This is a genomic window from Streptomyces sp. NPDC052109 (genome assembly GCF_040680195.1).
GTDB lineage: Bacteria > Actinomycetota > Actinomycetes > Streptomycetales > Streptomycetaceae > Streptomyces.
In genome coordinates this window covers 1-15,758 of the sequence record NZ_JBFAWF010000039.1, presented here as the reverse complement: position 1 = coordinate 15,758, position 15,758 = coordinate 1, and the positions used below count along the sequence as shown (strand labels likewise).

The 15,758-nt window shown below is 72.6% G+C and carries 11 protein-coding genes; 10 read left to right on the top strand and 1 reads right to left on the bottom strand.

Annotated features, from left to right (window positions below; translation table 11 throughout):
- Position 1: 1 nt before the first annotated feature.
- From AB0L59_RS40480 to AB0L59_RS40465, 4 genes are read left to right on the top strand one after another with little or no spacing between them, the layout of a single operon-like run.
- Positions 2–1,222 carry a hydroxymethylglutaryl-CoA synthase gene (locus tag AB0L59_RS40480; RefSeq protein ID WP_365592725.1) on the top strand — a complete coding sequence of 407 codons (1,221 nt, stop codon included), beginning with the start codon at positions 2–4 and terminating at the stop codon, positions 1,220–1,222.
- Between the two features lie 24 nt (positions 1,223–1,246).
- Positions 1,247–1,486: a phosphopantetheine-binding protein gene (locus tag AB0L59_RS40475; protein ID WP_365592723.1), complete on the top strand. Its 240-nt coding sequence runs from the start codon at positions 1,247–1,249 to the stop codon at positions 1,484–1,486.
- On the top strand, positions 1,483–2,745 hold the full coding sequence (locus AB0L59_RS40470) for a beta-ketoacyl synthase N-terminal-like domain-containing protein (protein WP_365592720.1): 1,263 nt from the start codon (positions 1,483–1,485) through the stop codon (positions 2,743–2,745). The genes AB0L59_RS40475 and AB0L59_RS40470 overlap by 4 nt, the downstream gene beginning before the upstream one ends.
- 5 nt (positions 2,746–2,750) lie before the next feature.
- Positions 2,751–3,614, top strand: a complete 864-nt coding sequence (locus tag AB0L59_RS40465) for an alpha/beta fold hydrolase (protein WP_365592717.1) — start codon at positions 2,751–2,753, stop codon at positions 3,612–3,614.
- A 362-nt stretch (positions 3,615–3,976) separates the two neighbouring features.
- Here AB0L59_RS40465 and AB0L59_RS40460 read toward each other — a convergent pair whose 3' ends face one another.
- Entirely contained in the window at positions 3,977–4,273 is a 297-nt protein-coding gene (locus tag AB0L59_RS40460) for a hypothetical protein (protein WP_365592715.1), read from the bottom strand.
- 463 nt (positions 4,274–4,736) lie between these two features.
- On the opposite strand from AB0L59_RS40460, the gene AB0L59_RS40455 reads away from it, so the two are divergent.
- From AB0L59_RS40455 to AB0L59_RS40430, 6 genes are all read left to right on the top strand, one after another.
- Positions 4,737–5,717: a LuxR C-terminal-related transcriptional regulator gene (locus tag AB0L59_RS40455; RefSeq protein ID WP_365592713.1), complete on the top strand. Its 981-nt coding sequence runs from the start codon at positions 4,737–4,739 to the stop codon at positions 5,715–5,717.
- Positions 5,718–5,801: 84 nt separating this feature from the next.
- Positions 5,802–6,209 (top strand): DUF3224 domain-containing protein, encoded by a 408-nt coding sequence (locus AB0L59_RS40450; protein ID WP_365592710.1) that lies wholly within the window; start codon positions 5,802–5,804, stop codon positions 6,207–6,209.
- Positions 6,210–7,137: 928 nt separating this feature from the next.
- A complete protein-coding gene (locus AB0L59_RS40445; RefSeq protein ID WP_365592708.1) occupies positions 7,138–8,358 on the top strand; it encodes a peptidase S8 in 1,221 nt (406 codons plus the stop codon).
- Positions 8,359–8,496: 138 nt separating this feature from the next.
- On the top strand, positions 8,497–9,207 hold the full coding sequence (locus tag AB0L59_RS40440; protein ID WP_365592705.1) for a DUF429 domain-containing protein: 711 nt from the start codon (positions 8,497–8,499) through the stop codon (positions 9,205–9,207).
- A 209-nt stretch (positions 9,208–9,416) separates the two neighbouring features.
- Positions 9,417–10,721: a cytochrome P450 gene (locus tag AB0L59_RS40435; protein WP_365592702.1), complete on the top strand. Its 1,305-nt coding sequence runs from the start codon at positions 9,417–9,419 to the stop codon at positions 10,719–10,721.
- Between the two features lie 346 nt (positions 10,722–11,067).
- On the top strand, positions 11,068–15,758 hold a 4,691-nt coding region (locus tag AB0L59_RS40430; RefSeq protein WP_365592699.1), incomplete at its 3' end, for a type I polyketide synthase.

Below are 15,758 nucleotides of genomic sequence, written 5' to 3'. Positions count from 1 at the left end.
CATGGGATACGGCATCGAGGCGCTCAACGTGTACGCGGGTGTCGCGCAGATTCCCGTCGCGGCGCTCTTCACCGGCCGGGGACTGGACGAGGCACGGCTCGCCAACCTCGACATGCGCCGGCGATCGATCGGCCTGCCCTTCGAGGATCCGGTGACCAACGCCGTCAACGCGGCCAAGCCGATCGTCGACGCGCTCCCGCCCGCCGAGCGGGACGCCATCGAGGTGCTGGTCACCTCGACCGAGTCGGGACTCGACCTGAGCAAGTCGGTGACCTCCTACGTCCACGAGTACCTGGGACTCGGCAGGCACTGCCGGATGCTGGAGGTGAAGCAGGCGTGCTACGCGGCCACGGGCACGCTGCAACTGGCCGCGGGCTACCTGGCCTCCGGAGCGTCACCGGGAGCCAAAGCGCTGATCATCGCCACCGACGTGGCCCTGGTCGACGAGCGGGCCGGGTACGCCGAGCCCGCGACCGGGCACGGCGCCGCCGCGATCCTGCTCGGCGACCGGCCGACCGTCCTGGAGCTGGACCTCGGCGCCTTCGGTCTGTACGGCTACGAGACGCTCGACTCGGCCCGCCCCACACCGGAGTTCGACATCGCGGACGTGGACCGCTCGCTCTTCGCGTACCTGGACTGCCTCACGCACTCCTTCGCCGACTACCGCTCCCGCGTCGACGGCGTCGACTTCCGCACCGCCTTCGACCACCTGGCGATGCACACGCCGTTCAGCGGTCTGGTCCGGGCGGCCCACCGCAAGCTCATGCGCGAGGCGGCCGTGCCCGCGCGGGAGATCGACGCGGACTTCGAACGCCGCGTGCGCCCCTCGCTCCGCTTTCCGTCCGAGGTCGGCAATCTCTGCTCCGGATCGGTCTATCTGGCGCTGGCCAGCCTGCTGTCGACCGCCGACATCCCGGGGGGCGCCCGGGTGGGCCTGTACTCGTACGGCTCCGGGTGCGCCGCGGAGTTCTTCAGCGGCGTCGTCGACCACGGGTCGGCGGCCGCGGTCCGGGCCATGGACATCGACGGGCGGCTGGCCCGCCGGCGGGAGCTCACCTTCGAGGAGTACGCCACGCTGCTGCCCGAGAGCCTCAAGGCCCTGGTACCGGCGCAGCACCGGGTGATCGACGTCGACCGGTACGCCGCCTATCTGCCGGCCGGGGAAGCGCTGCTGGTGCACACCGGCACCAAGGACTTCCACCGCACCTACGAGTGGCACTGACAGCCCCGAACGAGAGAGACGACGATGAGCGATCGCGTGCTGACCACCATCCGCCGCAGTGTGCTGGCGGTCCTGCCGGACCTCGATCCGGCCCTGGTCACCGAGGAGGTGTCGCTGAGGGACCTCGGCGCCAACAGCGTCGACCGCGTGGACGTGGTGACGATGACGATGGACGCGCTGGGCGTCAGCCTGTCCGTCACCGAGCTCGCGGACGTCCATGACATCGGCTCCCTGGCCCGGCTGCTGCGGGAGTACATGCGGTGACCGAGGTCGTGATCACGGGGGCCGGCGCGCTCTGCGCGATCGCCTCCGACGTGACCTCCTTCACGGGGGCCCTGCGCGCGGGCGTCTGCGGCGTCGGCGCGCGCGGGGCCGAGGGCGCCTACGCGGAACTGCGTCCGACGCTCTGCGCGGACCTGGCCGGCTTCGACCTCGGTTCCGCGCTCGCCGGCCGCACGGAACGGCTCCGGCGGGCGGCGGTGCGACTCGCCGCCCGTTCGCCGCTGTCCGTGCAGGCGTCGGTGACCGTGGCGCTGGAGGGCTGGGAGCGGGCGGACCTGCACCGCCGGCCCGTGCCGGGCGACCGGATCGGACTGATCGTCGCCGGGCACAACCTGGGCGGCCGCCTCGCCGAGACGGTGCGACCGCGCTACGTCACCAGCCCCGTCCACCTTCCGGCCCGCTACCCGCTGCAGTTCATGGACACCGACCACGTCGGCACGGTGAGTCAGCTGCTCGGTCTGACGGGCGAGGGCTACACCGTCGGCGGGGCGTCCGCCAGCGGCAACGTCGCGCTCATCAACGCTGCCCGGCTGGTGGCCTCCGGGGTGGTCGACGTCTGCCTGGTGCTGGGCGCGCTCACCGATCTGTCGGACATGGAACGGCAGGCGTTCTACAACCTGGGGGCGATGGCCGGCGCTCGCGGCACCCCGGCGGCGCGGGCCGGACGGCCCTTCGACGCCGACCGGGAGGGGTTCGTGCCGGGCCAGGGCGCGGCCTGCCTGGTCCTGGAGTCGGCCGCCTCGGCGGTACGGCGGCGGGCCGAGGTGTGGAGCAGTCTCGCCGGCTATGCCCTGCGCCTGGACGGCAACGGGCTCGCCGACCCCAGCCTGGCCGGTGAGACGGAGGTGATGCGCAGGGCGCTCGCGCTGGCCGGCCTCACCCCCGACCGCATCGACTACGTCAACGCCCACGGCACCGGCGCCCCGCTCGGTGACGAGGTGGAACTGACGGCCCTGCGCGAGGTGTTCGGCTCCGGTGCCGACGGCCCGTGGGTGAACTCGACCAAGGGCCTGATCGGGCACTGCCTGTGCGCCGCCGGCGTGATCGAGGCGGTGGCCACCGTGGTGCAGATGCGCGAGGGGTTCGTCCACGCCAACGTCAATCTCGAACGGCCACTGGACCCCGGGGCCCGGCTGGTCGGGGCCACGGCGCGGCCGGCCGTCATCGGCCACGCGCTGTCGAACGGGTTCGGGTTCGGGGGCTTCAACACCAGCGTCGTCTTCGGGCGCACGGGAAAGTGATGGGCATGCCGAGCACACACAACGGCACGGCGCCGGCGGGCGGCTGGCTCGGCGGCGACGCGGGGGTGGCCGCCGACCCGGCCGCCCCGCGGCTGTTCTGCTTCGCCCACGCGGGCGGCGGCGCGAGCGCCTACCGGCCCTGGCGGCTCTCCATGGCGCCGGACGTCGACGTGCGCCCGGTGGTTCTGCCCGGCCGCGAGTCCCGGATGCGGGAACTGCCCTACCGCAGGGTCGAGCAGGTCATCGATCCGCTGTGCGAGGCGCTGGAGCCACATCTGGACCGCCCCTATGCCCTGTTCGGCCACAGCCTCGGCTCGATCCTCGCCTACGAGGTGGCCCGCCGCTTCACGGGCCGGGCCGGCCGTGAGCCGAGGCTGCTGATCGTGTCGGGACGGCGGGCCGCCCGGCTGCCCGCTCGGCGGCGGCCGTACTCGGCGCTGGGGGACGACGCATTCCTGGGCGCCGTGGGCGCGCTCGGCGGAACCCCGCCCGAGCTTCTGCACGAAGGGCAGTTGCTGCGGCTGATGCTGCCGACGCTGCGGGCCGACTTCGAACTCAACGAGACGTACCGGACCCTGCCCGGTCCCCGGCTGCGCTGCCCGGTCGCCGCGTACATGGGGACGGCCGATCCCGAGGTGGACCGGGCCGGCCTGCTGGCCTGGGGAGAGGAGACGACGGCGGAGTTCACGATGCGGGTTTTCGCCGGCGGTCATTTCTACCTCAAGGACGAGGCCGACGAGGTACGGGCCGCGTTGCGGCAGGATCTGGCGCGGGTCATGCGCCGGGACAGCGCACCGGAAAAGCGATTGAGGGGTAATACCCGGCTGGGACAGGAAAACGGCGAATTCCCGGTGAGCGCTCGGCAATAATGACACCCGGTCGATATGGTGCACCGCGACCGCCACCGCGTCCGGTCGGTCCGGTGAATCGCCATGGCCGTTGCGTAAAACGTTCGATGCCTCATGGATGAGCTGCCGGCAATTCGGCGTACAGTCAGGTGTGTGACACCGTCGACTCCGCATGAGGGGCGGACGTATACGCGGGAGAGGTCGTCCGGATTCTTTCGGGTGTGGGCAGGCTGATGTGCCCGAGTGCGGCAGAGCACTCGGGCACATGGCCGGGTCTTCCGGTTCTCCGGCGGGCGGGAGACCGGTCGTCCCCAATCGGACGGCCAGGCTCTCCGCCGCCTTCCGCGCAGTTCAGGCGATCTGCCGTCGGCACAGCCGTGTGGTCATCCGGCGCTTTCCCCGCCGTCGTGCAGCACGGCGACGCAGGCTTCCCACCCGGCCAGTTGCCCGGTGGTCTCCAGGGCGCGGCGACAGACCTCCTCGGCCACCGCGCAGGCCGTGTCCAGGCTGTCCACGGCGCAGAAGAACACCAGGTCAGCACGGTCGCCATGGCAGCGAACCGTGATGTGCTCCAGGGCGTCGAGGTCCGTGGACGCATTGCGCAGCCAGGCGTGGAGAGCGACAGGGTCCAGATTTCGCCAGGCGGCCCGGCCGCCGGGCCGCAGTGTCGCGACGGACATGTGCACCTGGTGCCCCGGTCTCAGACGACGTGGAGGGGAGGCAGCGCTCCTGCCTCTCCCCGCAGCTGCTCGGGAATGGAACGGATGAAATCCCAATTCAGATTGTCGTCGGTGGACATTGTCCTTTGCGAGGGTGCCTCCTGAGAGGCCATGGCGACTGCGGGTGCGGCGGAGAAGGAGGCGCAGAAGAAGACGGCCGAAGCGACGGCGCGGCTGACGCAGTGTGCAGCGGAATTCACGAAACCCCCCGGACATAACGTGATCGACGGGCTGCCCGGCAGTCGGGCTGGCCTTCTGATCCACAGTCTGTACCCGGCGCGGAGCGAATGGCAGGTTTTCGGCTGGCAGCAAGATGCCCTTGGCCGCTCGGTGCCACGCGGCGTTCCTCGGGGTTATCAGGAGGGTGGAGCGAACGCTGGTCGTAAGGCATGATGACTGCGTCGCTGCGACGGGGGAGGCGAACATGCTGAAGTTGTTGGGGCTCGATGCGACGGCTGAGATCGTCTATCGCACGATGCTGACCAACCATCGCTGGGGGATCCGTGAGCTGACGCAGCACCTGGGGATGTCGGAGCAGACGCTCCGCGAGGCACTCGACCGGCTTGCCGACCTCAAGCTGTTGATCGAGTCCGCGGGACCGGGAGTGGTCATTCCGGTGAGCCCGAGGATAGGGCTGCAGTCGCTGCTGCGCCGTCAGGAGGAGGAACTGCGCCGGCATCAGGAGGAGTTCGAACGATGTCAGGCGGCCATCGCGACCGTATTCGACGAGTACGACGCCCTCTACCACGCCGGCAGCCGGTGCGCGGTGGAAGAGCTCGTCGGCATGGAGGCGATTCAGTCCCGCATCAGGGACCTGGCCGGGCGGGCCACCAATGAATGCCTCACCTTCAACCCGGGCGGTGCCCAGTCGGCCGAGAGCCTGGAGGCGAGCAAACCGCTGGACCAGGCGGTCATCTCGCGCGGCGTCAACATGCGCACGGTGTATCTGGACAGTGTCCGCAACGACGCGGTGAGCACCGACTACGCGGCCTGGCTGACCAGCCTGGGCGGACAGGTGCGGACCGTCCCGGCGCTTCCGCTGCGGATGCTGGTGATCGACCGGAGCGTGGCACTGGTGCCGGTCAACCCGGAGAACACCCGCGAGGGCGCCATCCAGATCACCAATCCCGGTGTGATGGCGGCGCTGGTGGCGTTGTTCGAGTCCGTGTGGGACAGGGCGACGCCTCTGGGCGCCTGCCCCGAGCGGGACGACCAGGGGCTCACCCGCCAGGAGCGCGAGCTGCTGCGCCTGCTCGCCGACGGCTCCACGGACGCGTCCGCCGCGTCGCGGCTCGGGCTGTCGCTGCGCACGGTCCGCCGCATGATGGCCGAGCTGATGGACCGCCTGGGGGCGCGCGGCCGGTTCGCGGCCGGCCTGGAAGCGGGTCGTCGCGGCTGGGTGTGACGGCGTCGGCACGGCGGACCCGGCACGGCCGGCGACGCGGCCGGAAACAGCCCGTCGCTGCTCGACGAGCCGTAGGATCGCGGCATGCGAGCTTCAGGAACATTCAAGGTCGCCGACTTCTCCGCGGCCGCGGTGGACGGTCCGGCGGTTCGAACCGCGTTGCCGGTCGGGGTCGCCACGATGGAGAAGCAGTACGAAGGCGATGTCGTGGGGCGCTCCGCCACCTTGTTCACCGCCGCGTTCGACCAGGCCTCGGGCAAGGGCACCTACGTGGCGATGGAGTCGTTCGAGGGGACGCTGCTCGGGCAGCCGGGCACCTTCAACTTCGCGCACTCCGCGACGACCCTGGGAGAAGACAGGGGAGACGAGTTCTTCGTCATCGTTCCCGAGAGCGGAACCGGCGCGCTGGCGGGCATCACCGGCACGGGCGGTATCGCGGTGGACACGGATGGCACGCACCGGATCTGGTTCGACTACGAACTGACCCGCTAGGCCCGTCCTCCGGGCGCACGGCCGGAGTTTGACGATCTGACGGTGCTGAGTGTCGCCGTGCAGAAGCGGCCGGTCCCGAGCCGGGCACCCACGGTCGACTGGACGTCGTCGAGGAGTACCTCGACCGGGAGCACGCATCGACTGGATGACGGAGCCCGGCTCCTGGTTCCGGGGCGATCTGGGGCCGCGGATCGCGGGGTACGGCCACTCGGCGGGCCCGTCCGTGCTCTGGGACTCATCGCCGCATCCGAGCCCCGACCCGTCCTGCTCGCGGCGCTGCACGACACCGCGGAGGCGGAACGCCTGCGGGCAGCGGGGGCACTCGGCGCCCACCCCACCTGGGAGGCGGCCGGCCGGCTGGCGAGCTGGTCATGGCCGACGGCTGCGACGACGTCGCACGGGCCGCGATCCGCCCTGGGCGGGACGGGGCCCATCGCCGCCCCGACGCTCAACGGACTGGCACATCATCTGGCGGGCCGATCCGCCTGGCCCGATCGTCCGTCTCGGACGCTTCCCTCGGCACCTGCTCGACCGCGACCGAGGCCCTCGCCGATCGCCGGTGCCGGCGTGCGTAGCGCACCTTGCCCGGCTGCTCGCCGACGACCGGAGATCCTTCCGCCACCCTGCCGCGCTCCGGGCCCTCGCAGCCGTCGGCAGCGAACAGGCCGTCGACGCCGTCGTGACGCGACCGACCGTCACCGGGCCGGTCAAGCCATGGCCGGTCCCGTTTTCGGTCATGGCTCGGCCATGGGCGGCACATGAAGGTCTCAGGAAAGGCAAAGGAACGTTCCCGCTTCAACGTTCATCTTGTTGACGTGGTCCCGACATCCGTACGTTCTGCGCGGCTACGGCGCACACCCCGCGCCGAGGTCGTACCGCGCACCCCCCACAGCTCTTCCCGGTTCACCCACCATGTGGAGGACGTACGTTGCGCAGAACCGTTTCCCTCACCGCCGTGGCCACGCTCGCCACGGCCGCCCTCGCCCTGGCCGCCCCCGTCGGCCAGGCGGCCCAGACCACCGCCTCCCCGTCCCATGGCGTCACCGTCGCCCACGCCTGCGCCGCCCCGACGAAGAAGGGCGAGATGGCCTGCAACGCCCTGCAGGTCACCGCGGGCACCCCGAAGTCGGCGCACGCCGAGAGCGGGCTGACCGCGGCCGCCGCGCCCTCCGGCTACGGCCCCGCCTCGCTCCAGGCGGCGTACAACCTGCCCTCGGCCACGGGCGGTTCGGGACAGACGGTGGCCATCGTCGACGCCTACGACGACCCGAACGCCGAGGCCGATCTCGGGGTCTACCGCTCCCAGTACGGCCTGTCCGCCTGCACCACGGCCAACGGCTGCTTCAAGAAGGTCGACCAGAACGGCGGCAGCAGCTACCCGCGCGGTGACTCGGGCTGGGCCGAGGAGATATCCCTCGACCTCGACATGGTCAGCGCGGCCTGCCCGAACTGCAAGATCCTGCTGGTGGAGGCAGGTTCGTCGAGCATGACCAACCTGGGGACGGCGGTGAACACCGCGGTGCGGCTGGGTGCGAAGTTCGTCTCCAACAGCTACGGCGGCTCCGAGTCCTCCAGCGACTCGACGTACGACTCCTCGTACTTCAACCACCCGGGTGTCGCCATCACCGTCTCCTCCGGTGACAACGGCTACGGCGTCGAGTACCCGGCGGCCTCCAGATACGTGACGGCCGTCGGCGGTACGTCCCTGAAGACCGCGTCCAACTCGCGCGGCTGGACCGACACGGTGTGGAGCGGCGCGGGCTCCGGCTGCTCCAAGTACGACGCCAAGCCCAGCTGGCAGAAGGACACCGGCTGTGCCAACCGCACGGTGGCGGACGTGTCGGCGGTCGCCGACCCGAACACCGGGGTCGCGGTCTACGACAGCTACCGCTCGGCCACCGGCTGGATGGTCTTCGGCGGCACCAGCGCCTCCTCCCCGCTGATCGCGGCGACCTACGCGCTGGGCGGTGCCCCGTCCTCCGGCTCCTCCCCGGCGTCCTTCCCGTACGCGCACACCTCGGCGCTGTACGACGTCACCAGCGGTTCGAACGGCAGCTGCGGCGGCTCCTACCTGTGCACCGGCACCACCGGGTACGACGGCCCGTCCGGGCTCGGTGTCCCGAACGGCACCGCCGCCTTCACCGGCTGAACGTTCCCATTCGGCAGGCGATCCGCCACCAGGCCGGAGCCGGCGACACCGCCGGCTCCGGCCTTCGCGCCGTGTCGCGCCGGGCCGTACGGCTCGCCGCAACCGTATCGTCAGGCACCGTCAGCGGTCGGCGTCGGCGTGGGTGATGAGGTCGGTGAGGTGGCGGTGGGCGCGGATGTCCTGGGGATCGACGCGTGCGGCAGGCACGGGTGGGTGGGGATCCGGCTCGCGGACGGCGCGTACGCGGGGAGCCTGGTCGCGGCGTCCCTCGGGGCGCTGATCCAGCGTGCCGGTGCGGTACGGGCGATCGCCGTGGACATGCCGCTGGGGCTCGTCGAGCGGGGCCCGCGTGCCGCTGATCTCGCGGCCCGCGCGCTGCTGGGAGCGCGCCGCAGCAGCGTTTTCCTCATCGCGCCGAGGCCCGCATGGCAGGAGACCGATTACCCGGCGGCCGCACACCGGTGCCGGGAGCTCACCGGGAGCGGGCTGAGCCGGCAGGCGTGGGCGCTGGCGCCGAGACTTCTCGAGGCTCGGGCCTGCTGGCTCGCCGATGAGCGCATCCACGAGACCCACCCCGAGCTCTCCTTCCGTGCCCTGGCCGGCGGAGTCCCGCCGGCGTACGCCAAGAAGACCTGGCGCGGCCAGAATCTGCGCCGCGCACTGCTGGCCGAGGCCGGAGTCGTCCTCTCGGACGAGCTCGGAGAGGCCGATCGTGTCCCGGTGGACGATGTCCTCGACGCCGCTGCCGCGGCTTGGTCGGCGCACCGGATCGCGCTCGGGATCGCGGAGCGGATTCCCGCGGTGCCGGAGCGGGACGCGGAGGGCCGCCTCGTCGAGATTCGGTATTGACCTTTCGTCAACTGCCCGTTCGGCGTGGCGACTTGACGTTGTGCTCCACTGAACGACGCGGCATGGAAACGGCAAAGAACGTCCAGCTGAAACGTCCGTTACCTCACACTGGTTGGGCCCGGCAATCACTTGACGGCTTTTCCACGATCGGGTGACACTGCTGATGCTTTTGGCGTCCCTTGATGCGTCAGTGCAAAATGGAGAGTTTCATGTCTTTGGAACAACCCGCCATCCCGCTGTTAAGAAGCGCCACAGAGGTTCGCCAAAGCGAATTACCCGCCGTTCTCGGCGGGTTCGATCTGAGCGACCAGGACCGCTTCGGCGACGGTTTCCCGCACGAGGTCTTCGCCCGGCTCCGCCGGGAAGCGCCCGTCCTGCTGCACCCGCCCGGCCGCACCCGCGACGGTGAGAACTTCTGGGTGCTCTCCCGCTACGCCGACGTGGTCGAGGCCGCTGCGCATCCGCTGCTGTCCTCCCAGGGCGGCGGCGACCGCGAGGGCGGCGGCACCCACCTGGACGACCTGCCCGCCGGCACCTACTCCGGCGCGATGCTGAACATGATGGACGACCCGCGGCACCGGCTGCTGCGCGACCTCGTCACCCCCTCGGTCACCGGCCCCGTGCTGGACGCGCTGACCCCCACCGTCACCGAGCGCGCCGAGGCGATCGTCTCCGAGGTCGTGGAGCAGGGCTCCTGCGACTTCCAGAACGACGTCGCCGGCCGGTTCTCCGTCGAGGTCATGGCCGCGCTGATGGGCGTGCCGCGCGCGGACTGGCCGCAGTTCGTGGGCTGGACCGAGGTGGTGATGGGCTACGAGGACCGCGAGTCCGGCGAGTCCTCCTCGCGCAGCCAGGACGCGCTGCTGGCCATGTACCACTACGGCGTCAAGCTGATCGCCGAGAAGCGGGCCGCCCCGGCACAGGACTTCCTGTCCGTGATCGCCGCCGCCGACCTGCCCGAAGGCCATGACGAGCCGCCGCTGCGCGAGTACGAGCGCGAGGTGTTCGTCAACCTGCTGTCCCTGGCCGGCAGCGAGCCCACCCGGAACGTGATCGCCGTAGGCCTGCTCGCCCTGGCCGAACGACCGGACCAGTGGCAGGCGCTGCGCGGCGACCGGTCCCTGCTGGACAGCGCGATCGAGGAGATGATGCGCTGGTCCACGCCGACGCCGTACAACCGGCGGACGGCCACCGAGGACTTCACCTTCCAGGGCGCGCGGTTCCGCCGCGGGGACAAGGTGACCCTGTGGTGGTCGTCGGCCAACCGGGACGAGAGCGTGTTCACCGACGCCATGTCCTTCGACGTGCGCCGCGACCCCAACCCGCACCTGGCCTTCGGCCACGGGCCGCACAGCTGCCTCGCGGTGGATCTGGCCCGTGTCGAACTGCGCGCGCTGTTCGGCGCGTTGCTCGACCGGGTCGCCGAGGTACGGCTGACCGGCCCGGTGCCCTGGGCCAACAACAACAAGCACACCGTGGCGCTGAGAGTGCCGGTGGAGTTCGTCCGGGCCTGAGCGGCCCGCTTCCCGCGGCTCGCGGCCGGCGCCGTGACCCGGACCGCCGTGGCGGTCCGGGACCGGTGGTCACAGTGCGGTGACCACGACAGGTCCCTGAGCACCGGAGCCGGACCGCCCGTCCGCGATCGACGAACGGACAACCCCGATGTTCATGTCGGCCTGCCGCCGTCGCAGGCCGGGCCGGCGGCGCGCCCGCCGGCCGAAGGTGCCGGGTGCGCCCACATGGCCGTCCCGGCCTGTCCGCTGTGTCGCGAACGCTGTCCGTCCGGAGTGAGTCCCGGACAGATCTGACATGCCCTCGTTGAGAGGCGACGTGGAAGGGGAAACCCGGGTGGGTGACCGAGTGGGTAACGCTGCCGACCGGGGACCGGTCGCGGTCGTCGGTCTGGCGTGCCGACTGCCGGGGGCGGCGAACCCCGCCGAGTTCTGGCGGCTGCTGCGCGAGGGGCGGGACGCGCTCGGCGAACCCGGTCCGCGGCGCTGCCACCCGGAGGGCCCGGCCGTGCCCGTGCTGCCCTCCGGTGAGCCGGTGCGGGCGGGTTTCCTGGACCAGGTCGACTCCTTCGACGCCGGGTTCTTCGGTATCCCGCCCGGTGAGGCGGCCGTACTGGACCCGCAGCAGCGGCTGGTGCTGGAGCTGTCCTGGGAGGCGTTCGAGGACGCCGGGATCGTCCCGGGCGACGGCGGCTCGGCGGACGGCACCGGGGTGTACGTCGGCGCCACCTACGACGACTACGCCGGGCTGCGCGGTACGCGGCTGAGCCCGTACTCGGCCACCGGCCGCAACCGGGCGATGATCGCCAACCGGGTGTCGTACGCGCTGGGGCTGCGCGGGCCCAGTCTGGTGGTGGACAGCGCGCAGTCCTCCGCGCTGGTGGCGGTGCACCTGGCATGCCGGGCGCTGGCGGCGGGGGAGTGCTCGGTGGCGCTGGCCGGGGGCGTCAACCTGAACATCGCCCAGGACGGCTACGACGTCACCCGGGCGCTCGGCGCCATCTCCCCGGACGGCCGCTGCTACACCTTCGACGAGCGGGCCGACGGGTTCGTGCGCGGCGAGGGCGGCGCGGTGCTGGTGCTCAAGCCGCTGTCGGCGGCGCTGGCCGACGGTGACACCGTGCACGCGGTGATCCGGGGCAGCGCCACCAACAACGACGGCGGCGGCGCGACGCTCACCGCCCCGCGCCCGGAGGCGCAGGAGGAGGTCCTGCGCCTGGCCTGCGCGTCGGCCGGGGTGTCCCCGGCCGAGCTGAGCTATGTGGAACTGCACGGCACCGGGACGCCGCTCGGCGACCCGGTCGAGGCCGCCGCGCTGGGCGCGGTGGCGCGGCGCGAACGTGAGCGGCCCCTGCTGGTCGGCTCGGTGAAGACGAACATCGGGCACCTGGAGGGCGCGGCCGGGATCGCCGGCCTGGTCAAGACGGTCCTGTGCCTCTCGCGCCGGGAACTGGTGCCCAGCCTGAACTTCCGCACCCCGAACCCCCGGATCCCGCTGGCGGAGCTGGGGCTGCGGGTGGTCACCGAGACCGGGCCGTGGCCCGCCGTTCCGGGCCCGTTGCTGGCCGGGGTGAGCGCGTTCGGCATGGGCGGGGCCAACTGCCATGTGGTGCTGGCCGAGCCGCCCGCCCCCGGCGCGGCGCCGGACCGCGACGCCGGGCGGTACGAGGGCCCGGTGCTGGTGCCGCTGTCCGCGCGAGCCCCAGCGGCCCTGGCGGAACTTGCGGGCCGAGTGGGGGAGTTGGACGCTCCACCGGCGGACCTGGCCTATTCGCTGGCCACCACGCGCCGCCCGCTGGAGCGGCGGGCGGTGCTCGTGGCCGAGTCGGCCGGGGAGGTGCCCGGCCTGCTGGAGGCGCTGGCCGGGGACACGGCGCACGCGCGGGTGGTGCGCGGCACGGCCGTCGAGGGGCGGGCGGTGTTCCTGTTCGCCGGACAGGGCAACCAGCGGCCCGGGATGGGCCGGGAGATCTACCGGCGCCACCCGGTGTTCGCCGCGGCGGTGGACGACATCTGCGAGCGGATGCGCCCGCACCTGCCGCGGCCACTGCTGGAGGTGATGTTCGCCGAGCCGGGTTCGGCCGACGCGGCACTGCTGGACGAACCGACGTACACACAGCCGGCGTTGTTCGCCGTCCAGGTCGGGCTGTTCCGGCTGGTGGAGAGCTGGGGGATCGTCCCGGACGCGGTCCTCGGCCACTCCTTCGGCGAGCTGGCCGCGCTGCACGTGGCCGGGGCGATGTCGCCGGCCGACGCCTGCGCGCTGGTGGCCACCCGCGGCCGGCTGATGCAGGAGATCCCGCCCGGCGGGGCGATGGTGCTGGTGGAGGCGTCCGAGGCGGAGCTGCTGCCGGACGTCGCGGGGACCGGCGGGCTGGTGTCGGTCGCCGCGCTCAACAGCCCGAACGCCACGGTGATCTCGGGCGACGAGGACGCCACGCAGGCGATCGCCGCCCGCTGGTCCGCCAGGGGCAGACGCACGCGGCGCATCCAGGTCCCGATGGCCAGTCACTCGTCGCACGTGGACGGCATCCTGGCCGGGATGCGCGCGGCCGCGGCCCGCATCGACTGGCGGCGGCCGGACCTGCCGGTCATCTCCTCGCTGACCGGTGCGGAGCTGGACGTGACCGGCCTCGACTGGCCGGAGTTCTGGGCGCGGCACACCCGCGACACGGTGCGGTTCGCCGACGCGATCGCCACGGCCTGCGCGGGCGGCGCGCGCACCTTCCTGGAGCTGGGTCCGGACGGCACGCTGTCCGCGATGGGCCCGGGCAGCGCGCCGCCGGAGGTGGCGTTCGTGTCCGCGATGACCGGCGGGGAGCGACCGGACCTGCGGTCGCTGCTCACCGCGGTGGCCCGGGTGCACGCCCGTGGTGTGCCGGTGGACTGGGCACGGTTCTACGCCGGCTCCGGGGCGCGGCGGATCCCGCTGCCCACCTACCCGTTCCAGCGGCGGCGGCACTGGATCGCCGGGGTCACGGCCACCGGCGCCGCGATGCCCGCCGTACCGGACGCGCCGGCGGCGGAGACACCCGCCCGGCCGGCCTCGCCACTCGCCGGACTGCCCCCGGCCGAGCGGGAGCAGGCGGTGCGCGCGCTGGTGCGCGCCGAGGTGGCGGCGGCCCTGGAGCTGGAGTCCGCCGACGAACTGGACGCACGGCGCCCGTTCAGGGACCTGGGTTTCAGCTCCCTGATGACGGTGGAGCTGGGGCAGCGGCTGGCGGAGGTGGCCGGGTTACGGCTGCCCGCCACGGTCGTACTGGACCATCCGACCCCGGAACGCATCGCCGAGCGCCTGGTCGCCGAGCTGGCGGCGGAGACACCGGTGCGCGTCGCGCCCGCCGTGGCGGCGCCCGCCGCCGAGCCGATCGCGATCGTCGGGATGGCCTGCCGGTTCCCCGGCGGGGCCGGCTCGCCGGAGGAGCTGTGGGACCTGGTGGCCTCGGGCCGCGACGCGATCGGCGCCTTCCCCACCGACCGAGGCTGGGACCTGGACGGGCTGTTCGACCCGGACCCGGACCGGCCGGGCCACAGCTACGCGCGTACCGGCGGATTCCTGTACGAGGCGGCCGAGTTCGACGCCGGGCTGTTCGGGATCTCGCCGCGCGAGGCGCTGGCCATGGACCCGCAGCAGCGGCTGCTGCTGGAGACCTCCTGGGAGGCGCTGGAACGGGCCGGGATCGACCCGCTGTCGTTGCGGGACAGCACGACCGGGGTGTTCGCCGGGGTGATGGCCCAGGACTACGGCCCGCGGATGCACGAGGGCGCGGCCGGCCTGGACGGCTACGTGCTGACCGGGACCACGGCAAGCGTCGCCTCCGGCCGGATCGCCTACACCCTGGGGCTGCGCGGCCCGGCGGTCACCGTGGACACGGCGTGCTCCTCGTCGCTGGTGGCGGTGCACCTGGCGGCGCAGGCGCTGCGCGCGGGTGAGTGCTCGCTGGCGCTGGCCGGCGGAGTGACCGTGATGTCCACGCCGGGCATCTTCGTGGAGTTCTCCCGGCAGCGCGGGCTCGCGCCGGACGGCCGGTGCAAGTCGTTCGCGGCGGCGGCCGACGGCACCGGCTGGGCGGAGGGAGCCGGGCAGCTCGTCCTGGAGCGGTTGTCCGACGCACGGGCCAACGGCCACCGTGTGCTGGCGGTGCTGCGCGGCTCGGCGGTGAACCAGGACGGCGCGTCCAACGGGCTGACCGCGCCCAACGGCCCCGCACAGGAGCGGGTGATCCGCACCGCGCTGACCGCCGCCGGTCTGTCCCCGGCGGACGTCGACCTGGTGGAGGCGCACGGCACCGGCACCACGCTGGGCGATCCGATCGAGGCGCAGGCGCTGCTGGCCACCTACGGCCAGGGCCGCGAGGGCGACCCGCTGTGGCTCGGCTCGCTGAAGTCCAACATCGGACACACCCAGGCGGCGGCCGGGGTCGCGGGTGTGATCAAGGTGGTCCAGGCGCTGCGGCACGGGCTGCTGCCGCGCACGCTGCACGTGGACGAACCCTCGCCCTACATCGACTGGTCGGCGGGCGGAGTGCGGCTGCTCACCGAGGAGCGGCCCTGGCCCGAGCGCGGCCGGCCGCGCCGGGCCGGTGTGTCCTCGTTCGGGATCAGCGGCACCAACGCCCACGTCATCGTCGAGCAGGCGGCCGAGGCGGCCGCGGAAGCGGCGGCGGAGCCGAACCCGGGATTGCGGTCCGGTCCCGTGCCGGTCGTCGTGTCCGGGCGGACCGCGGCCGCGTTGCGCGCCCAGGCGGAGCGGCTCGCCGCGCACCTGGAGGCCGAGCCGGCACTGACGCCGGAGGCGGTCGCGCGTGCGGCCGCCACCACACGGGCCCCGCTGGCGCACCGCGCCCTGCTCACCGCCACCGACCGCACGGACCTGATACGGGGCCTGCGCACCCTGGCCGCCGACGGGGAGTCGCCCGGGCTGGTGCGCGGCGTGGCCGACGTGGCCGGCCGGACGGTGTTCGTGTTTCCCGGTCAGGGTGCGCAGTGGGCGGGGATGGCGGTGGAACTGCTGGATTCCTCGCCGGTGTTCGCTGCGCG

What these genes read in the sequence shown, in the direction of transcription:
- AB0L59_RS40480 (WP_365592725.1), top strand. Translation starts at nt 2, where the DNA reads ATGGGATACGGCATCGAGGCGCTCAACGTGTACGCGGGTGTCGCGCAG.
- AB0L59_RS40475 (WP_365592723.1), top strand. Translation starts at nt 1,247, where the DNA reads ATGAGCGATCGCGTGCTGACCACCATCCGCCGCAGTGTGCTGGCGGTC.
- AB0L59_RS40465 (WP_365592717.1), top strand. Translation starts at nt 2,751, where the DNA reads ATGCCGAGCACACACAACGGCACGGCGCCGGCGGGCGGCTGGCTCGGC.
- AB0L59_RS40460 (WP_365592715.1), bottom strand. Translation starts at nt 4,273, where the DNA reads ATGTCCGTCGCGACACTGCGGCCCGGCGGCCGGGCCGCCTGGCGAAAT.
- AB0L59_RS40455 (WP_365592713.1), top strand. Translation starts at nt 4,737, where the DNA reads ATGCTGAAGTTGTTGGGGCTCGATGCGACGGCTGAGATCGTCTATCGC.
- AB0L59_RS40450 (WP_365592710.1), top strand. Translation starts at nt 5,802, where the DNA reads ATGCGAGCTTCAGGAACATTCAAGGTCGCCGACTTCTCCGCGGCCGCG.
- AB0L59_RS40435 (WP_365592702.1), top strand. Translation starts at nt 9,417, where the DNA reads ATGTCTTTGGAACAACCCGCCATCCCGCTGTTAAGAAGCGCCACAGAG.